Annotated in this window: 19 protein-coding genes; 11 read left to right on the forward strand and 8 right to left on the reverse strand. The window is 68.0% G+C overall.

Going from position 1 to position 19,530, the window contains the following annotated elements; genetic code table 11:
• Positions 1-4 precede the first annotated feature (4 nt).
• From KM176_RS03275 to KM176_RS03295, 5 genes are read left to right on the forward strand one after another with little or no spacing between them, the layout of a single operon-like run.
• Positions 5-1,528: an aldehyde dehydrogenase (NADP(+)) gene (locus tag KM176_RS03275; protein WP_160896327.1), complete on the forward strand. Its 1,524-nt coding sequence runs from the start codon at positions 5-7 to the stop codon at positions 1,526-1,528.
• Positions 1,529-2,422, forward strand: a complete 894-nt coding sequence (locus KM176_RS03280) for a 2-dehydro-3-deoxygalactonokinase (protein ID WP_160896326.1) — start codon at positions 1,529-1,531, stop codon at positions 2,420-2,422. It abuts the gene before it with no gap.
• Between the two features lie 12 nt (positions 2,423-2,434).
• Entirely contained in the window at positions 2,435-3,040 is a 606-nt protein-coding gene (locus KM176_RS03285) for a 2-dehydro-3-deoxy-6-phosphogalactonate aldolase (RefSeq protein WP_160896325.1), read from the forward strand.
• A gap of 11 nt (positions 3,041-3,051) precedes the next feature.
• Entirely contained in the window at positions 3,052-3,909 is an 858-nt protein-coding gene (locus KM176_RS03290; protein ID WP_160896324.1) for an SMP-30/gluconolactonase/LRE family protein, read from the forward strand.
• Positions 3,906-4,898 carry an aldose epimerase family protein gene (locus KM176_RS03295; protein WP_160896323.1) on the forward strand — a complete coding sequence of 331 codons (993 nt, stop codon included), beginning with the start codon at positions 3,906-3,908 and terminating at the stop codon, positions 4,896-4,898. The genes KM176_RS03290 and KM176_RS03295 overlap by 4 nt, the downstream gene beginning before the upstream one ends.
• A 118-nt stretch (positions 4,899-5,016) precedes the next feature.
• On the opposite strand, the gene KM176_RS03300 is transcribed toward KM176_RS03295, so the two are convergent.
• The 4 genes from KM176_RS03300 to KM176_RS03315 form a co-directional block, all read right to left on the reverse strand.
• Positions 5,017-6,321 carry a TRAP transporter large permease gene (locus tag KM176_RS03300; RefSeq protein ID WP_160896322.1) on the reverse strand — a complete coding sequence of 435 codons (1,305 nt, stop codon included), beginning with the start codon at positions 6,319-6,321 and terminating at the stop codon, positions 5,017-5,019.
• Positions 6,314-6,826: a TRAP transporter small permease gene (locus KM176_RS03305; protein WP_311136186.1), complete on the reverse strand. Its 513-nt coding sequence runs from the start codon at positions 6,824-6,826 to the stop codon at positions 6,314-6,316. Before KM176_RS03305 ends, KM176_RS03300 begins: the two co-directional genes overlap by 8 nt.
• A 6-nt stretch (positions 6,827-6,832) precedes the next feature.
• A complete protein-coding gene (locus tag KM176_RS03310) occupies positions 6,833-7,810 on the reverse strand; it encodes a TRAP transporter substrate-binding protein (RefSeq protein ID WP_160896320.1) in 978 nt (325 codons plus the stop codon).
• Positions 7,811-7,876: 66 nt separating this feature from the next.
• Complete coding sequence (locus tag KM176_RS03315; protein WP_160896319.1) at positions 7,877-8,170, reverse strand: hypothetical protein; 294 nt, start codon at positions 8,168-8,170, stop codon at positions 7,877-7,879.
• A 150-nt stretch (positions 8,171-8,320) separates the two neighbouring features.
• Between KM176_RS03315 and KM176_RS03320 the strand changes: the two genes are divergently transcribed.
• Both KM176_RS03320 and KM176_RS03325 read left to right on the forward strand, forming a co-directional pair.
• Positions 8,321-9,214 (forward strand): LysR family transcriptional regulator, encoded by an 894-nt coding sequence (locus KM176_RS03320; RefSeq protein WP_160896318.1) that lies wholly within the window; start codon positions 8,321-8,323, stop codon positions 9,212-9,214.
• A 210-nt stretch (positions 9,215-9,424) separates the two neighbouring features.
• Entirely contained in the window at positions 9,425-11,629 is a 2,205-nt protein-coding gene (locus KM176_RS03325) for an NADP-dependent isocitrate dehydrogenase (RefSeq protein ID WP_160896317.1), read from the forward strand.
• Positions 11,630-11,740: 111 nt separating this feature from the next.
• Here the strand turns inward: KM176_RS03325 and KM176_RS03330 are convergent, their stop codons facing one another.
• The 4 genes from KM176_RS03330 to KM176_RS03345 all read right to left on the reverse strand — a co-directional run bounded on the left by KM176_RS03330 (position 11,741) and on the right by KM176_RS03345 (position 15,305).
• A complete protein-coding gene (locus KM176_RS03330) occupies positions 11,741-12,571 on the reverse strand; it encodes a GNAT family N-acetyltransferase (protein ID WP_160896316.1) in 831 nt (276 codons plus the stop codon).
• Complete coding sequence (locus KM176_RS03335; RefSeq protein WP_160896315.1) at positions 12,568-13,248, reverse strand: GntR family transcriptional regulator; 681 nt, start codon at positions 13,246-13,248, stop codon at positions 12,568-12,570. Before KM176_RS03335 ends, KM176_RS03330 begins: the two co-directional genes overlap by 4 nt.
• Before the next feature lie 187 nt (positions 13,249-13,435).
• Complete coding sequence (locus tag KM176_RS03340) at positions 13,436-14,749, reverse strand: DEAD/DEAH box helicase (RefSeq protein ID WP_160896314.1); 1,314 nt, start codon at positions 14,747-14,749, stop codon at positions 13,436-13,438.
• Positions 14,750-15,035: 286 nt separating this feature from the next.
• On the reverse strand, positions 15,036-15,305 hold the full coding sequence (locus tag KM176_RS03345) for a DksA/TraR family C4-type zinc finger protein (RefSeq protein WP_160896313.1): 270 nt from the start codon (positions 15,303-15,305) through the stop codon (positions 15,036-15,038).
• 142 nt (positions 15,306-15,447) lie between these two features.
• On the opposite strand from KM176_RS03345, the gene KM176_RS03350 reads away from it, so the two are divergent.
• The 4 genes from KM176_RS03350 (at position 15,448) to KM176_RS03365 (ending at position 19,528) form a co-directional block, all read left to right on the forward strand.
• Positions 15,448-16,143 (forward strand): HAD family hydrolase, encoded by a 696-nt coding sequence (locus KM176_RS03350; protein WP_160896312.1) that lies wholly within the window; start codon positions 15,448-15,450, stop codon positions 16,141-16,143.
• 1 nt (position 16,144) lies between these two features.
• Complete coding sequence (locus KM176_RS03355; protein WP_160896311.1) at positions 16,145-17,104, forward strand: sugar-binding transcriptional regulator; 960 nt, start codon at positions 16,145-16,147, stop codon at positions 17,102-17,104.
• Positions 17,105-17,268: 164 nt separating this feature from the next.
• A complete protein-coding gene (locus KM176_RS03360; protein WP_160896310.1) occupies positions 17,269-18,582 on the forward strand; it encodes an ABC transporter substrate-binding protein in 1,314 nt (437 codons plus the stop codon).
• A gap of 73 nt (positions 18,583-18,655) precedes the next feature.
• Positions 18,656-19,528: a carbohydrate ABC transporter permease gene (locus tag KM176_RS03365; RefSeq protein ID WP_160896309.1), complete on the forward strand. Its 873-nt coding sequence runs from the start codon at positions 18,656-18,658 to the stop codon at positions 19,526-19,528.
• Positions 19,529-19,530: the final 2 nt, after the last annotated feature.

Raw genomic sequence — 19,530 nt, forward strand, 5'->3', positions numbered from 1 at the left:
CCGCATGACCTTCGATCCCCATGGCAAGCACCTGATCGCCGGCGCCTGGGTCGCCACCGACACCACCTTCCAGTCCGTCCCGGTCAGTGGCCCCGCCCACAGCTTCTTTGCCGGCACCGCCGCGCTGGTCGACAAGGCCGCGCAGGCCGCCGAAGAGGCCTTCTGGAGCTACGGCTATTCCACCCGGGAGGACCGCGCCGTCTTCCTCGACACCATCGCCGAGGAGATCGAGGCCCGCGGCCCCCAGATCACCGAGATCGGCAGCGCCGAGACCGGCCTGCCGCCCGGCCGTCTGGAAGGCGAGCGCGGCCGCACCACCGGCCAGCTGCGGCTTTTCGCAGAGCACATCCGCAAGGGCGCCTACCTTGACGTGCGCCACGACCCGGCGCTGCCGGACCGCGCCCCCCTGCCCCGGCCCGACCTGCGGATGATCGAACGGCCCATCGGCCCGGTGGCGGTCTTCGGCGCCTCGAACTTCCCGCTGGCGTTTTCCACCGCCGGGGGCGACACGGCCTCGGCCTTGGCCGCCGGCTGCCCGGTGGTGGTCAAGGGTCACGAGGCCCATCCCGGCACGGCGGAAATCGTCACCGAAGCGATCCATGCGGCCATCGTGAAATGCGGCCTGCACCCGGGCGTCTTCTCGATGATCCACGGCGGCATGGGCCACGAGGTCGGCGCCGCGCTGGTCCAGCACCCGCTGATCCGCGCCGTGGGCTTCACCGGCTCCTACCGGGGCGGCAAGGCGCTGTTCGACCTCTGCGTCACGCGCCCCGAGCCGATCCCCTTCTTCGGCGAACTGGGCTCGATCAACCCGATGTTCCTGCTGCCCGCCGCGATGTCCGCCCGCGCCGCCGAGATGGCGACGGGCTGGGCCGGATCGCTGACCATGGGCGCCGGGCAGTTCTGCACCAACCCCGGCTCGCTGGTGATGATCGCCGGCCCCGAGACCGAAACCTTCCTTGAGACCGCCGCCGCCGAGCTGGCCAAGGTCGCCCCCCAGCCGATGCTGACCGAGGGCATCGCCAATGCCTACCGGAAGGGCACCGCCGCCATTGCCGCGCAGACCGGCGTGCAGGAGGTCATGACCTCCACCTGCGACCTGCGCAACGCGGCGCCCTACGTCTTCCGTACCACCGGCGCGGAATGGATGGCGAACGAGGCGCTCTCGGAAGAGGTGTTCGGCCCCTCGGGCATCGCCATCGTGGTCAGCGATTTCGAGGAAATGCTGGCGGTGGCCCGCAGCTTCCACGGCCAGCTGACCACCACGCTGATGATGGATGCGGGCGATACCGGGGCCGCGCAGCGCCTGATGCCGATCCTGGAGCGCAAGGCCGGGCGGCTGATGGCCAACGGCTTCCCCACCGGCGTCGAGGTCTGCGACAGCATGGTCCATGGCGGGCCCTTCCCGGCCTCCACCAACTTCGGCGCCACCTCGGTTGGCACGCTGGCGATCCGCCGTTTCCTGCGGCCCGTCTGCTACCAGAACCTCCCCGAGGCGATCCTGCCCGAAGACCTGCAGGGGCTGTGAATGGCCCGGCTCTGGATCGCGGCGGACTGGGGCACCTCGAACCTGCGTCTCTGGGTCCTTGGCCCAGAGGGCACGGTGCTGGCCGAGCGTGCCTCGGATCGCGGCATGGGCCAGCTTGCCCCCGACCAGTTCGAGGGCGCGCTGCTGGATCTCTGCGCCGATCTGCTGCCCGAAAAGGGCCGCACCCAGGTGCTGATCTGCGGCATGGCGGGGGCCAAGCAGGGCTGGTGCGAGGCACCCTATGCCGCCACCCCCTGCGCGCCGGCGGGACTGGCGCCCGTCACCGCCCCCACGCAGGATCCGCGCCTTGTCGTGCGCATCCTGCCCGGGGTGGCCCAGGCCGCGCCCCCGGACGTGATGCGCGGCGAGGAAACCCAGATCGCGGGCTTTCTGGCCGGTGCGCCTGATTTCGACGGCACGCTCTGCCTGCCCGGCACCCATACCAAGTGGGTGCGGGTGCAGGGCGGCCAGATCCGCCAGTTCCGCACCCTGATGACCGGAGAGGTCTTCGCGCTGCTCTCGCAGGCCTCGGTGCTGCGCCATTCGCTGGGCGGCGAAGGCTGGGACGACAGCGCCTTCGAAGCGGGCCTTGCCGCCGGGCTGCACGCCCCCGAGGGGCTGCTGGGCGATCTTTTCGCGATCCGCTCGGCCACGCTGCTTCGGGGCACGGCGCCAGACGCCGCCCGCGCCCGGCTGTCGGGCCTGCTGATCGGCGCCGAACTGTCGGGCGCGGCGGCCTTCTGGCAGGACCTCCCGGTCGAAATCATCGGCAGCCCCGCCCTTTCGGCCCGCTACGAGGAAGCGCTGCGTGCCGCCGGGGCCCGGGTGCGCCTGGCCACTGCCCCCGACCTTGCGCTGGCGGGGCTGCGCGCGGCCCACGCCCGCCTGACCTGAAGGAGAGACGTCATGAGCCGCAACATCATCGCCATCCTGCGCGGCCTGCCCCCCGCCGATGCCCTGCCCGTGGCCGAGGGGCTGATCGCCGCCGGGATCACCCGGATCGAGGTGCCGCTGAACTCTCCCGAGCCGCTGGTCTCGATCGCCACGCTGGCGAAGGCCTTCGGCGACAGCGCCCTGATCGGCGCGGGCACCGTGCTGAGCGTCGCTCAGGTGAGCGCCGTCGCCGGGGCCGGCGGCAGGCTGATCGTCTCGCCCGATACCAACCCGGAGGTCATCGCGGCCAGTGCCGCGCAGGGCCTGGCCTCCTGGCCGGGCTTCATGACCCCCTCTGAGGCCTTCGCGGCGCTCCGCGCCGGCGCCACGGGGCTGAAGCTGTTCCCGGGGCTGCTGGTCGGCCCCGCCGGGCTGAAGGCCATGCGCGCGGTGATCCCCGCCGATGTGCCGGTCTATGCCGTGGGCGGCGCGGGGCCGGAAAACTTTGCGGACTGGATCGCGGCGGGGGCGGACGGCTTCGGGATCGGCACCGCGCTCTACCGTCCCGGGGATCCCGCCGCTACGGTGGCGACCCGGGCCGCCGCCATCGTCGCGGCCTATGACGCCTGCGCCAGCTGAAAGACCAGACCATGACCCAAGCCCGCATCTTCGACCCGCGTTCCTGCTTCCTGGGCGAGGGGCCGCTGTGGCACCCCGAACGCCAGCAGCTGTTCTGGTTCGACATCATCCACAAGCGCCTGCGCAGCCGCCGCGACGAGGCGGCCCTGGAATGGCAGTTCGAGGAGCATTTCTCGGCCGCCGGGCGCATCGATGCCGACACGCTGCTGCTGGCCTCGGAAACCGGGCTGTGGAGCTTCGACATCGACAGCGGCCGCAAGGAGCGCTTTCTGACGCTTGAGGCCGACAAGCCGCAGACCCGCTCCAACGACGGGCGCGCCGATCCGCAGGGCGGCTTCTGGATCGGCACCATGGGCAAGCAGGCCGAACGCGATGCCGGGGCCATCCACCGCTATTTCGAGGGCCGGATCGAGACGATCTTCATGGGCATCACCATCCCCAACGCGATCTGCTTCGCCCCCGATGGCCGCACCGCCTATTTCGCCGACACCCCGACGCAGAAGATCCTGCGCCAGCCGCTGGATCCCGAGGGCTGGCCCGAGGGCGCGCCCGAGCTGTTCCTGGATCTGGCGCCCGAGGGGCTTTATCCCGATGGCGCGGTGGTCGATGCCGAAGGCGCGCTCTGGAGCGCGCAATGGGGTGCCGGGCGTGTCGCGCGCTACCTGCCCGACGGGCAGCTGGAGCGGGTGGTGCAGCTGGCCGGATCCCAGAGCACCTGTCCGGCCTTCGGCGGCCCGGATGGTGAAACGCTGTTCGTCACCTCGGCACAGGAAGGCCTGGAACACCCGGATTCCGCGCAGGGACTGGTCTACTGCATCGAAACCGGTATCAAGGGACAGCAGGAGCACCGGGTGAGGATGACCAGATGACCCATGTCCAGACCTTCGGCACGCTGCCCTCGGGCGAAGAGGTCCGGGTGGTGGAGATTGGCAATGGCGTGCTGTCCGCCCGGCTGCTGACCCACGGCGCGCGGCTGCAGGATCTGCGGCTGGCCGGCGTGGCGCATCCGCTGGTGCTGGGCTCGGACCGGCTGGAGGATTACCTGGGCCCGATGGCCTATTTCGGCGCCACCGTGGGCCGCTACGCCAACCGCATCGGCGGCGCCGCCTTCGTGCTGGACGGGGAGCGCTACGCCCTGGATGCCAACGAGGGCGGACGGACCTGCCTGCATGGCGGCAGCGAAGGCACCGGGGTCTGCAACTGGACCCTGGCCGAGGCCGGCGCCGACATGGCGGCCTTCACCCTGGACCTGCCCGACGGCCACATGGGCTTTCCGGGCCTTTTCGAGGCCCGGGTCACCTACCGCATCGAGGCGGCGCAGCTGCTGGTGGAGATGGAGGCGCAGTGCAGCGCCGACTGCCCGGTCAGCCTGGCACATCATTCCTATTTCAGCCTGGACACGGCGGGCGACGTGGCGGGCACCCGGCTGCATGTGCCGGCCAGCCATTACCTGGCGGTGGATGCCGCCAAGATCCCGCTGCCGGGCGCCCCGGCCCCGGTGGCCGGCACCGCCTTCGACTTCCGCGTGCCGCGGCTGTTCGGCGCCTCCGGGATCGACCACAACTACTGCTTCGAGGAGGCCGAGGGCGTGGTGCGGCTGATGGCCATCGCCTCGGGGCGCGAAGGTCTGTCGCTGGTGGTGGAAAGCGATGCGCCGGGGCTGCAGGTCTACGGCGCCGATCACCTGCCGATCGCCGGGCTTCCCGGGCTGGAGGGGCTGTCCTACGGGCCGCGCGCCGGGCTGGCGCTGGAGACCCAGAACTGGCCCGATGCGCCGAACCGTCCGGATTTCCCCGACGCGGTGCTGCGCAGTGGCGCGACCTATCGCAACGTGACGCGCTACGGTTTCCGGCGCTAGGGCGGCGAGCGTGGCCGGGGGCTCTGCCCCCGTCTCCTGCGGAGACTCCCCCGCCATATTTGGGGAAAGATGAAGCAAGGGCCCGTCGCTGCGGCGGGCCCTTTCAGGTGTTGCGGGATCAGTTGAACATCGAGTTCGGGATGATCAGGGCGATGTCCGGGAACAGGATGATCAGCAGGATGCAGACGATCATCGCGATCAGGAACGGGGTCACGCCCTGGAACACGGTTGCCAGCGGCACCGAGCGGGCGACGTTCTTGACCACGAAGACATTGAGCCCGACCGGCGGGGTGATCATCCCCATCTCGATCACGATGACGGCGATGACGCCGAACCAGATCGGATCGAAGCCCAGGGCCACGATCACCGGGTAGTAGATCGGCACCGTGATCACCAGCATCGCCAGACCGTCGAGGAACATCCCCAGCACCACGTAGCTGAGCAGGATCACGATCAGCGTGCCGTAGCGGCCGATCCCGAGCGCCTCAAGCGCATGGCCCAGAGCATCGGGGATGTTGGTGAGCGCCAGGAACGGGTTCAGCACGTTGGCGCCGATGACGATCATGTAGAGCATCGCCGAGGTGCGCACCGTGTCCATCACCGCGCGCTTGAAGCCCGAAAGGCTCATGGCGCGGGTGCCGAAGGCCAGCAGCACCGTCAGCGCCGCGCCGACGCCGGAGGCTTCGACCGGGGTGAAGATGCCGGTGTAGATGCCGCCGATGGAGACCACGATGACGATCAGCAGCGGCAGCGCCCGGAAGAGCAGCGTGAAGCGTTCCGCCAGCGGCACCGCGTGGCCCTTGGGCCCCTGGGCCGGGTCCCGCAGGGTGACGATCCAGATCGCCGCAATGAAGAGCAGCATCATCAGCGCGCCCGGCAGGATGCCCGCCATGAACAGCCGCCCGATCGATTCTTCGGTCAGGATGGCGTAGATCACGAAGCCGGTCGAGGGCGGGATCAGGAAGCCCAGCGTGCCGCCGGCAGCGATCGAGCCGGTCGAAAGGCCATCACCGTAGCCCAGGCGCTTCATCTCCGGCAGGGCGACCTTGCCGATGGTGACGGCGGTCGCCACCGAGGAACCCGAGACCGCCGAGAAGGCCGCACAGCCCAGCACCGAGGCCGTGGCCAGGCCGCCGCGGAAACGTCCGACCCAGGCATGGGCCGCGTCATAGAGCCCGCGCGAGAAGCCCGCCTCGGAGCTGATGTTGCCCAGCAGGATGAACATCGGCACCACGATGAGCGAGTAGTTCGCGACCGCCGAATAGCTTTCGGTCAGCATGAGCGCGCCTGCGCGGCGCAGCCCCTCGACGATCCAGGTGCCGAAGAATCCCACCATCAGCATGGAGAAGGCGACCGGCGTGCGCATCACCATCAGCCCGAAAAGGGCGACGAAGCCCAGGATCCCGATCTGAAGCTCAGTCATCGCCGGCCCCCCTGTTGGCAATGATGGTGATCAGCTGCACCGCGAAGACCAGGATGCAGAGCCCCATGCCGAAGGCCATGAGGGCGTAGAAGGGCCAGAGCGGCAGGGCGAGCATGTTCGTCGTGTCGCCGAATTCCAGCGCGTCCATGGCCTTGTACCAGGCGCGCTCGGTCAGGTGATACAGCACCAGGATCGACAGGCAGCGGGTCAGGATGTCGCCCAGGAAGCGCCCGCCCCAGCCGATCAGCCGGTCGAAGATGTCGGCGCGCACATGCACGCCCGAGGAGGTCGCGTAGGGCAGCGCCAGCATCGCCAGCGCCACCGCGTTCAGCTGCACGATCTCGTTCAGCCCGAGGATCGGCGCGCCCAGGAAGTAGCGCGAGATGACGCCCCAGGCGATGATCACCACCATCGCCAGCAGCAGCACCCCGGCCACCACCGAGAGCGCATGGGTGGCCCTGTCGGTGATGACCGACAGGGACCGCAGGGTTTTCGAATGCGTCACGGACACTCACTCGGCCTTCAGGGCGTCGTAGTAGTCCTGCGCGCCCTTGGTGGCCTTCAGCACCTCGGGGATGATGCTGGCCGAGGCCTTGTTGAAGGCGGCAGCCGCGTCGGGCGTGGGGGTGATCACCTCGTGGCCGGGCATCCCGGCGAAGGCCTTGATGCCTTCGGCGGCGACGCGCAGCTGGGTGTCCTGGCCCAGTTGCGAGGCCTCGCGGCCGGCGTCCAGGACCGCCTTCTGGTCCTTGTCGGACAGCGACTTGAAGGCATCGCGGTTCATCAGGATGAAGAACGGAGAGTTGGTGCTGTCGATGCCGATGGTCAGGTACTTGGAGACCTCGCCCAGCTTGAAGGCATTGACGCCGGTGCCGTCGATCATCGCCGCGTCGATCACCCCGGTCTGGAGCGAGTTGTAGATCTCGGAGACCGGCATGGAGACCGGGGTGGCGCCCCAGGCCTCGACCATCAGGCCGGTGTTGCGCGAGGGCACGCGGATCTTCATGCCCTTGACGTCATCGAGGGTGCGCACCGGCTTGTCCTTGGAGAAGATGTAGTTCTTCGCCGAGGACCAGAGCGAGACCAGCTGTACGCGGCGGTATTCGCCCTTCAGCATGTCGATGTGATCCCACAGCGTCTGGGTGCCGGTTTCCTCGTTCAGCACGCCGGGCAGTTCGGCGACCAGGGTCAGCGGGAAGGTGTTGGCGGTGTAGCCTGCCAGGCTGACCGACAGATCCGCCACGCCGTCGAGGGCGCGCGAATACTGTTCGACCGGGCCCGGGCCCAGTTCGCCGCCGTTGTAGAGGCGCACGGTCACGTCACCGCCGGACTTCTCCTTCACCATCTCGGCGAAGGGTTCGAAGGTGCCCGTCGTGTAGGGATGGCCGCCGGCCAGGAAGTTCGCGAATTTCAGCTCTTCGGCACCGGCAGCGGCGACGGAGAGCCCCAGCGCCACGGCGGCACCGGCAACAGTCTTGAAAATACCCATAATATCCTCCCGGGTAAGTTGCGGGACGGCCCGGAGCGGCCAGACCATCCCCGTGATGGTGCGGGGTCAGGCCCCGCTGTCCTTGCCCACCCTCTTGCTGATCGGGCCCGTGCAGGGGGGCGCGACCTTGCAGGTGGTCGGGAAATCCTTCGGCGTGCCGCCGTGCGGGACGGCATGGCGCTCGGGCGTGAAAGCGCCGGTGACGGGGGCCGTCTTCTTCGGCGTGCAGGGGGACGTCCTGGCGATGCGGTCGGGGGATGCCTTCGTCCGGGCGGCGCTCACGAAGCCCGCAGGATCACCGCGCAGCGCGGCGATGGCCGGTGAATGCGACGTATCCCTCCCCCCGATGATGCGTGCCATTCTCGCCTCCCCCGTTCATGGCAACCGCAAGGCGCGGACCGGCGGAACCGGACTGCGACCTCACTGAACCGTGACTATACAAGGCCGCGTCTTCTGGACAATTTCCGAGCTTTGGACATAGCGTTCCGATATCTGAACGATGAGGGCGCCATGAAGTGGAAGATCGACGACGTTCCGGTCTTTGTCGCGGTGGTCGACCACCAGGGCATCACCGCCGCCGCCCGGGCGCTGGACATGCCGAAATCCACCGTCTCGGCCGCGCTTCAGCGCCTTGAGACCGCGCTTGGCCTGCGCCTGCTGGACCGCAATTCCCGCAACCTCCGCGTCACCAGCGAGGGAGAGACCTTCTATCGCCAGTCGCTGCTGATCCTCGAACAGGTGCGCGAGACGGATGCGACCATGGCCGGCCTCAACAGCCTGCCATCGGGTCGCCTGACGATCTCTCTGCCGCCCGCCTTCAGCCAGGAGATCCTGGCGGCGAATCTCGCGGCCTTCCGGCGCCGCTACCCCGAGATCGAGTTCGAGCTGATCGTCACCAGCCGCCCCGTCGATCTGGTGCGCGAACAGCTGGATGCCGCCATCGTCGTGGGCCATCAGGACGATTCCGAGATGATCTCGAAGACGCTGGTGTCGGGATCACTGCGTTGGGTGACGACGCCCGCCTACCTGGCCGCCCATCCGGTCGGGCGGCGCATCGCCGAGATCGAACCCCACGTCCAGATCTGCGAGAAACGCTATGGCCAGAAACGCATGGCGGTGCTCTGCGACGGCCAGGCCGCCAGCGTCGATCTGGCGCGCGGCGTCACCCATGTGAACGATCCGCTGGCGGTGCGCCGCGCGGTGCTGCACGGCGCCGGGATCTCGCTCCTGCCAGAGTTCTACTGCCATCAGCAGCTGCGCGAGGGCACCCTGATCGAGATCTGCCAGCACATCACCTTCGACCCGGAAATCTCCAAGCTTTCCGTGGTCTACCCCAGCCGGCGGCTGATGTCGCCGAAGGTCCGCGCCTTCCTGGAATTCCTCGACCACATCTGCCGGATCTGAGCCGTCGCAGCGTCACCATTTCTCCACCGATGGCGCTACCGCGTCCTTCTGACTGTTGATATCGCCGCGAAGCCCCTCTAGGGAATTGGGCAGGAGACTGCGGCCCAAGCCCAGTGCCCCCGGAACGCCCTTCCGGGACGGGACGCCGCCCAACAGAGAGGCCGCCGACAGCGGTCGTAACCTTCCGACGACGTAAAAGGGGAAAGAAACATGGCTCCTTCGAACACGCCCGATATCGTGTATACAAAGGTAGACGAAGCGCCCGAGCTCGCCTCGGCCTCGCTTCTGCCGATCATCCGGGCCTTTGCCGCACCTGCCGGCGTGACCATCGGCACCAAGGATATCTCCCTTGCGGGCCGCATCATCGCGACCTTCCCGGAAGTGCTGACCGAAGCACAGCAGCAGACCGATGACCTGGCCGTGCTGGGCGAGCTGGTGAAGACCCCCGAAGCCAACGTCATCAAGCTGCCGAACATCTCGGCCTCGGTGCCCCAGCTGGTCGCCGCGATCAAGGAACTGCAGTCCCAGGGCTACGCCCTGCCCGACTACCCCTATACCCCCGAGACCGACGAAGAGAAGGCCATCCAGGCCAAGTACGACGGCATCAAGGGCTCGGCCGTGAACCCGGTGCTGCGCGAGGGCAACTCGGACCGCCGCGCCGCCGTCGCGGTGAAGAACTACGCCATGTCGCACCCGCACCGCATGGGCGAGTGGACCGCCGACAGCAAGACCCGCGTCTCGGCCATGTCGGGCGGCGACTTCTTCTCGAACGAAGTTTCGGCCACGCTGGCGGCTGCCGCCAAGGCCAAGATCGTGCTGGAAACCGCCGCAGGTGAAACCGTCCTGAAAGAGGGCGTCTCCTACCCGGCCGGCACCGTGGTCGATGCGACCTTCATGTCCGCCAAGGCGCTGGACGCCTTCCTGACGGAAGAGATCGCCAAGACCAAGGAAGAGGGCACGCTGTTCTCGATCCACATGAAGGCGACGATGATGAAGGTCTCGGACCCGATCATCTTCGGCCATGCGGTCAAGGCCTGGCTGGCCCCGGTGTTCGAAGCCTTCGGCGACAAGCTGGCCGCGCTCGGCGTCAACCCGAACTCGGGCCTGGGCGACCTGCTGGCCCGCGTGAAGGACGATGCAGAAATCATGGCCGCCATCGACGCCTGCACCGCCGAGCGTCCGCCGATGTACATGGTGAACTCCGACAAGGGCATCACCAACCTGCACGTCCCCTCGGACGTCATCATCGACGCCTCGATGCCCGCGCTGATCCGCGCCGGCGGCAAGGGCTGGGGCCCGGACGGCAAGGAAGCGGACACCAACTGCGTGATCCCCGACAATTCCTACGCGCCGGTCTATGACGCCTCGGTCGAATTCTTCAAGGCCAACGGCAAGCTGAACCCGGCGACCGCAGGCACCGTGCAGAACATCGGTCTGATGGCGCAGAAGGCGGAAGAATACGGCTCCCACCCCACCACCTTCGAGATCCCGGCGGACGGCACCGTCAAGATGATCCTCGAAGACGGTACCGTGCTGCACAGCCACGCGGTCGAAGCCGGCGACATCTGGCGCTCTGCCTCGGCCCGCAAGGCCCCGATCGAGGACTGGGTGAACCTGGCCATCGAGCGTCAGGCCGACACCGGCTACCGCGCGATCTTCTGGCTGGACGAAGCCCGTGCCCACGACGCCGAGCTGATCAAGATGGTGAAGCCGATCCTCGAGGCGAAAGGCGTTGCCGACAAGTTCGAGATCATGGCGCCCCGCGAAGCCACCATCGCCAGCCTTGAGACCATCACCAAGGGCGAGAACACGATTGCCATCACCGGCAACGTGCTGCGCGACTACCTGACCGACCTGTTCCCGATCCTGGAACTGGCGACCTCGGCCAAGATGCTGTCCATCGTCAAGCTGATGCAGGGCGGCGGCCTGTTCGAAACCGGCGCCGGCGGCTCGGCCCCCAAGCACGTCCAGCAGCTGGTGGAAGAGAACCACCTGCGGTGGGACTCCCTGGGCGAGTTCTGCGCCCTGGGCGAGTCGTTCCGCTTCCTGGCCTCGGCCAAGGGCAACGCCAAGGCCAAGGTGCTGGGCGCCGCGGTCGACGTGGCCACGCAGGGCATCCTCGACAACGACAAGTCGCCCTCGCGCAAGGTGGGTGAGCCCGACAACCGCGACAGCCACTTCTACTTCGCCATGTACTGGGCCAAGGCCCTGGCCGAGCAGAGCGACGACGCAGAGCTGGCCGCCCACTTCGCCCCCATCGCCAAGGCGCTGGCCGACAACGAAGCCACCATCGTGGCCGAGTTCAAGGCGGTTCAGGGCAAGCCGGCGGATCTGGGCGGCTACTACCATGCCGATCCGGCGAAGGTCACGGCGGTCATGCGCCCCTCGGCCACGCTGAACGGCATCATCGGCTGATCCGGGCGGCGGGGGCCTGCCCCCGCCCCTGTCCAGACAGAACCGCCGCCGGAGCGATCCGGCGGCGGTTTTCGTTTTCAGATCTGATACTTACCCCAATTCCTCTGAGGCTTACCCCAATTCCATCGTGGCGATGGCCTGCAGGGTCGGCCCGGTGCGGGGCGGATCGCCCCGGTACATCCGGGCGGTGGCGAAGGTCTCTTCGAAGCCCAGCCCCTCCAGCGCCTCGGCCAGGGCCAGATTGCCCGGCGCCACGTCGATGAAGACCGTTTCGGAGGGCAGGCGCGCCAGCGCGGCCCGGGCCAGCCGCAGCGCCAGCGCCGTGTCCGGGGCGATGATCGGCCCGATCTTCACGCCGCTGCCGCAGCGCCGGATGGTGGCAAAGCCCTGATCCTCTTCCAGCGCCACGCTGACCCGGTCCGCTCCGGCCTTCAGCCATTCGAACAGGAAGGCGGGACGAACAATGCCCGTGGCCTCCAGATCGACCCGCGCCAGCGCCGCCAGGTCCTGCGGACCGACATCGCGGATCTCGGCATCCGTCTCGGGCGTGAGGGTCCCGGCGAAGCGGCGCGAGGCCCCCGCCCGCACGAAGCCCGAGGCGGCGTAATTCGCCTCCTGCGCGGCGACGCCATCCAGCCCGATGCAGCGGGTCCCGGCATGGGCCAGCGCATGATCCCACAGCGCCTTGCCGATGCCCTGGCCCCGAAACTCCGGCGCGCAGATGTAAAAGCCCAGAAAGGCGAAATCCGGCGAATGGTTGACCACAGAGATGCAGGCCACCACCGCGCCGTCGCATTCGGCCACGAAGAACCCCTCCGGGTCGGCGGCATGGAAGGGCACGGCATCGGCCAGCCCGGGGTTCCAGCCCTCGGCAGCGGCCCAGCCCAGCATCAGCGACAGCTCTTCGGGGCGGGCGGTGCGGAAGCGGACGGATCGGGTCATGGCACCAGGGCCTCCTTCAGGCTGAGCGGACGGGTGCGCCGGTCGAGGTCGAGCGAGGAAATCAGCGTCTGGAGATGTTCCACCATCAGCCATTCGGCGCGATCGGCATCGCCGGCGGCCAGCGCATCGACCAGGCGGTGATGGGGCGCGTTCACGCAGCCCGCAGTGCTGCCCCGGCCATAGATCGCCATGATCAGGGACGAGCGCGCGACCAGTTGCTCCAACAGCTCGCGCAGGGTCTCCTTGCCCGAAATCCGGGCGATTTCCAGGTGGAACTGGCCGCAAAGATAGACGCCGCGCCCGTGGTTGCCCTCCGCCTCGGCGGCGTGCTCCTCGGCGATGAGGGCGCGCAGGGCCCCGGCATCGGCGTCGCTCATGCGAAGGGCGGCGGCCCGTGCGGTCGAAGCCTCGAGCAGCGCGCGCGCCTCCAGCACCTCGATGGCCTCGGTCGGGCCGGGATGGGCGACATAGGCGCCCCGGTTCGGACGCCGGTCCACCAGACGCATATGCGCCAGGCTTTGCAGCGCGGCCCGGGCGACGGTGCGGCTGACCCCGAAGATGGTGCCGACCTCGTCCTCGTTCAGCTTGGTCCCGGGGGCGATGCGATGGGCGTGGATGGCATCCGCCAGTTCCGTCGCCACCCTGTCGCTGCTGATCTCCTGAATCCCGCCAGCCATGTCCCGCAATCCCTCTCCACATGCAGAGTGACCGGGTTCACACCCCCGTTCAAGCACCGATCCGGTGCCAAAATGGCTTTTCATGTGCCGGAAATCAGGTGGCACCGCGGTCAAATATATTCTCCGCGCACCTTGTTCGCGACGGACCGGGAGAGGTCAAGCTCTCCCGGACCTGCCGCAGGGTCAATCAGGCGGCAGGCTTGCGGCGCGGACGGCGGCGGCGGGCGCCATTGCCCGGGGCACCGGCGTTCTGCTGGGGCTTGCGCCCTTCCCCACCCTTGCCGGCATTGCCGTTGCCACCGCCGCCACCGCGACGGCGACCGCCGCCGGAGCGCGGCTTGGAGGCCGCTTCGGAGCTGCCGGCATGGGCCAGCATGTTGGGCCCGGAGGCGACCGGGATCTCGATCTTCATCAGGCGCTGGATCTGGCGCAGCAGGTCGACATCCTCGGCGGTGCAGAAGGCGATCGCCTCGCCCTCGCGGCCCGCGCGGGCGGTCCGGCCGATGCGGTGCACGTAGTTCTCGGGCACTTCCGGCAGGTCGTAGTTGATCACGTAGGCGACGCCGGGAATGTCGATGCCGCGGGCGGCAACGTCGGTGGCGACCAGGATGGTGATCTCGCCCGAGCGGAAGCCGGCGATGGCGCGGTCACGCTGGCCCTGGCTCTTGTTGCCGTGGATCGAGGCGACGTTGTAGCCGTCCTTCTCCAGCTGGCGCTTCAGCTTTTCCGAACCGTGCTTGGTGCGCCCGAAGACCAGCGTCAGGGCCTCGGGTTCCTTGTCGAGGATCTCGCGCAGCATGGCGGGCTTGTCGGCCTTGGACAGGAAGTGCACCGACTGGGTGACCTTGTCGGCGGCCTTGCCCGGAGGCGTGACCTGCACCTTCTCGGGGTTGGTCAGGTAGGCGCGGCTCAGCTCTTCCATCTGCTTGGGCATGGTGGCCGAGAACAGCATGGTCTGGCGCGGCGTGCCCAGCGCGGGCGCGATCTTGCGCAGCGCGTGGATGAAGCCCATGTCGAGCATCTGGTCGGCCTCGTCCAGCACCAGGTTGCCGACCTGCGACAGGTCGACGGCGCGGCGGTCCATCAGGTCGATCAGGCGACCGGGGGTGGCGACCAGGATGTCGGTGCCCTTCTCCAGCATGTTGATCTGGCGGTTCAGCGACTGGCCGCCCACCACGGTCGAGACCTTGATGCGGGTCTTGCCGGTGATGGCCTTCAGGTTGTCGGCGATCTGGTTGACCAGCTCGCGGGTCGGGGCCAGCACCAGCGCCTTGGCGGTGCGCGGCGCAGGACGGCCCGGTTTCGCCAGCATCCGGTCGATCAGCGGCAGGCCGAAGGCCAGGGTCTTGCCGGTGCCGGTCTGGGCCAGGCCCAGCACGTCGCGGCCTTCCAGCGCCAGCGGGATGGCCCGGGCCTGGATCGGGGTGGGCGTCTCGAAGCCGCCTTCGGCCAGGGCACGGGTCAGGGTCTCGGACAGGCCGAGGGTGTCGAAGTTGGACACGTCAATTCCTTTCGAACCATGCGCCCGGGTCCTCCCCGGAGCATGCGCATGGTAGGCAGGTCGCGGCGCGCCACGGACCGGCTTGGTTTCAGCGGGGCCTGCCCTGCCGGCACGCCGGAAACTCCGGCCCCGGGGACATGCGCGCGCCCGCGTCAGCCGCCCTGCGTGATGGGGAAACTGGGGAAGGTGAAAGCGCGGATCGGCAAGGATACGTCGCGCGGCTGCCTCACGCGGCAGCAAAGATGAGAGCTAGATGGAGGAAAAACATGAAACTGTCAAGGAACTGCTACTTCAGCTGGCTGTCCTTCGACCCGCGCCGGTTGATCCCGCCCCGCGCCTGCGGGCGGGCATCGCGTTCCTGCTGGCACTCGATGCACAGTTTCACCCCCGGAATGGCCAGGCGGCGCTTCTCGGGGATAGGTTCCTCGCAGTCGGCGCAATGGGTCAGGCTTTCGCCCTGCGGTTGCCGCCGGCCCTTCAGGCGCTGAAGCTCGTCCTGGATCGAGGCCTCGATCTGTTCGTTCACCGCGCCGTCGCGCGACCATCCGCCCGCCATGGCATCCCTCCGCCGGAACCCGTCTGTCGATGACGGTTATGTAAAGATCCCGGCCCGCAGTTTCAAAGCCCCCCTCCGCGCTTTGCAAGGGCGCCCTTTCGCCTTACGGTGCCCGCAGCCCGAAATTCCGGACCCTGCACAGATGACCATCGCCCCCCCGCCCCAAACGCCCTTCGATCTGGTGATCTTCGACTGCGACGGCGTGCTGATCGACAGCGAGGTGATCTCGGCGCGGATGCTGGTGGCAGAGCTGGCGCTGCGTGGCATCGCCATCGACCTGCCCTATGTCGCGCGGCACTTCCTGGGGCGCAGCTACCCGGTGGTGATGCAGCAGATCCGGCAGGATTTCGGCGTCACCCTGACCGCCGACTTCGAGGCCGACTACCGCAACCGCCTGATCGCCGCCTTCGAGTCCGAGCTGCGCATCATGCCCGGCGTGCGCGCCGCGATCGAGGGGCTGCGGGTGCCCTACATGCTGGCGACCAGCTCATCTCCGCGGCGGCTGGAAAGTTCGCTGCGCATCGTCGGGCTGTCCGATCTGTTTGCCGGGCGCTGCGTGACCGCCTCCGAGGTGGCCCATGGCAAGCCCGCGCCCGACCTCTTCCTGCATGCCGCCGCGAAGGCCGGTGCCGATCCCGCCCGCTGTCTGGTGATCGAGGACAGCCTGCCGGGCCTGCGCGCGGGGCTGGCCGCCGGCATGACCACCTGGCAGTTCACCGGCGGCAGCCACCTGAAGGGGCTCGACCTGCCGCTGCCCGACGACATTGCCCCGCATCACCGCTTCGACGATTTCAACCGCTTCCTCGACCAGCCCGCCCGCTGCGGGCAGGAGGCGTGACATGGCGACCCTGCCCCCCGAAGACCGCGATGCCTCGGCCCGCGACCTGGCCGCCCGCGCTGCCTGGCTGTCATTCGTCGGCGGCCTGACCCAGGACCAGATCGCGACCGAACTCGGGATCTCGCGCCAGCGGGCGCAGCGGCTGGTGGCGCGTGCCGGTCAGGAAGGGCTGATCCGCGTCCGCATCGAACACCCGATCGCCGCCTGCCTTGAGCTGGAGCGCGCCCTGAAGGCCCGCTTCGGGCTGGCGCAGGCCTGGGTTTCGCCCTCTCTGGGGGACGGGGCCGATCCGATGCAGGGGCTCGCGCGTTTCACCGCCCCGGTGCTGGAACGCATGTTCGCGACCGAACCGGGCCGCACCTTCGCCCTTGGCACCGGGCGCACCCTGCGCATGGTCGTGGACCAGATGAGCCCGCTGGAAGGCGCCCACAACCGGCTGGTGTCGCTGATCGGCAACGTGGCGCCCGACGGCTCGGCCTCCTTCTTCGAGGTGATCATGCGCTTTGCCGAGATCACCGGGGCCAAGCACTACCCGATGTCGATCCCCGTCGCCGCCCGCAACCGCGAAGAGCTGGAGCTGTTCCGCTCTCTGCCCCATGTGCGGGCCGCGCGCGATCTGGCACAGTCCGCCGATCTGGCCATCGTCGGTATCGGCCAGATGTCCGACAATGCCCCGCTGCATGTCGACGGCTTCCTGAGCGCCGAGGAACTGGCCGATCTTCAGGCCGCCGGTGCCGTGGGCGAGATCTGCGGCCATGTCTACGACAGCGAGGGGCGCTACCTCGATCACCCGATCAACCAGCGCGTCACCGGCGTGCAGGTCCCGACGGGGGACATGCCGGTCTATGCAGTGGCCTGCGGAGCGACTAAGATGCCGGGACTGCGGGCGGCGCTGAAGGGCCATCTGCTGCACGGTCTCTTCGTGGACGAACTCTCGGCCCGGGCGCTCCTCACCGCCTGAGCCCGTCCCAAGCGTCTGAAAAGATTAACCCTCCCTTAAAATTACGGCCCCACCCTGGGACCGGGCCAACCGACACGCGCGGGAAGTGTCTTGACTCTTCCTTAGCGATAGTTGAGCATTGGCTCATGTGCTGAGCAATTGCTCACATGACATGGGAGGATATCATGACAAGCACACTCCGCGCCCTTCTGGGGGCGTGCGCCGTTTCCGCGTTGTCCGTGGCCGCTCAGGCCGAGACCATCACGGTCGCCACCGTCAACAACGGCGACATGATCCGCATGCAGGGTCTGATGGACGACTTCAAAGCCAAGCATCCCGACATCGACGTGGAATGGGTCACCCTGGAGGAGAACGTCCTGCGCCAGCGCGTCACCCAGGACATCGCCACCAAGGGCGGCCAGTTCGACGTGATGACCATCGGCACCTACGAGGTCCCGATCTGGGGCGAGCGCGGCTGGCTGGTCTCGCTCGACGACATGCCGGCCGCCTGGGATGCCGACGACCTGCTGCCGGCGATCCGCGGCGGCCTGACCATGGACGGGCACCTCTATGCGGCGCCCTTCTACGGCGAAAGCTCCATGGTGATGTATCGCAAGGACCTGATGGAGAAGGCAGGTCTGGAGATGCCCGAAGCCCCCACCTGGGACTTCATCGCCAAGGCCGCCGCCGCCATGACCGACAAGGACGCAGAGGTCTACGGCATCTGCCTGCGCGGCAAGGCCGGCTGGGGAGAGAACATGGCCTTCCTGACCGCCATGGCCAACAGCTTTGGCGCCCGCTGGTTCGACATGGACTGGAAGCCGCAGTTCGACACCGAGGCCTGGAAGACCACGCTCGACACCTATCTGGACCTGATGAACAACTACGGGCCCCCGGGGGCGTCCGGCAACGGTTTCAACGAGAACCTCGCGCTGTTCCAGACCGGCAAGTGCGGCATGTGGATCGACGCCACGGTCGCCGCGTCCTTCGTGACCAACCCCAAGGACAGCAAGGTTGCCGACCAGGTGGGCTTTGCCCTGGCGCCCGATGCGGGCAAGGGCAAGCGGGGCAACTGGCTCTGGGCCTGGAACCTCGGCATTCCCGCCGGCACCAAGCACGAGGCCGCCGCCAAGACCTTCGTGGAATGGGCCACCTCCAAGGAATACACCGAACTGGTCGCTTCCAAGGAAGGCTGGGCCAACGTGCCGCCGGGCACCCGGACGTCCCTCTATGAGAACCCCGAGTACCAGAAGGCCGCGCCCTTCGCGAAGATGACGCTCGACTCGATCAATGCCGCCGATCCGCAGAACCCGACCGTGGACCCCGTGCCCTATGTCGGCGTGCAGTTCGTCGCCATCCCCGAGTTCCAGGGCATCGGCACCGCCGTCGGCCAGCAGTTCTCGGCCGCGCTGGCGGGCCAGGTCAGCGCGGAGCAGGCGCTGCAAAGCGCGCAGTCCCTGACCGAGCGCGAGATGAAGAAAGCCGGCTACTACAAGTAACCCCTCCGCCCCTTCGCAGGCCCGGGCACGACCCGGGCCTGTCTGCCCCGCGGAAAAAGTCCCGAGACCCCCGATGGCCACGAAACATTCACGTGCCGCCGCGCGGCTCATGATCTCACCGGCGGTGCTTCTGCTGCTCGCCTGGATGATCATACCGCTGGCGATGACCCTGTATTTCTCCTTCCTGAGCTACAACCTGATGTCGCCCGGGATGGAACGCTGGATCGGCTTCACCAATTACCAGTACTTCCTGACCGATCCCGCCTTCTTCGCCGCCCTGACCAACACCATCCTGCTGGTCGTCGGCGTGCTGATCGTCACCGTGATCGGCGGCACCCTCTTCGCCCTGCTGCTGGACCAGCCCTTCTTCGGACAGGGGATCGTGCGGATCATGGTGATCGCGCCCTTCTTCGTCATGCCAACCGTCTCGGCGCTGGTGTGGAAGAACATGTTCATGAACCCGGTGAACGGGCTTTTCGCGCATCTCTTCAAGGCGCTCGGCCTGCAACCCTTCGATTTCCTGGCCCAGGCGCCGCTGGCCTCGATCATCGGGATCGTCAGCTGGCAGTGGCTGCCCTTCGCCACGCTGATCCTGCTGACCGCGCTGCAATCGCTGGACCAGGAACAGCTGGAGGCCGCCGAGATGGACGGCGCGCCCTGGCTCAGCCGGTTCATCCACATCATGCTGCCCCACCTGGCGCGCGCCATCACCGTGGTGATCCTGATCCAGACGATCTTCCTGCTGTCGATCTTCGCCGAGATCCTGGTGACCACCAACGGCGGTCCGGGCACGGCCTCCACCAACCTCACCTACCTCATCTACATGCAGTCGCTGCTGCAGTTCGATGTGGGCGGGGGATCTGCCGGGGGCGTCGTCGCCATCATCCTGGCCAATATCGTCGCGATCTTCCTGATGCGGATGATCGGCAAGAACCTGGAGGCCTGAGC

This window comes from Pseudooceanicola endophyticus, assembly GCF_018760365.1.
In the GTDB taxonomy this organism is placed as follows: domain Bacteria; phylum Pseudomonadota; class Alphaproteobacteria; order Rhodobacterales; family Rhodobacteraceae; genus Pseudooceanicola; species Pseudooceanicola endophyticus.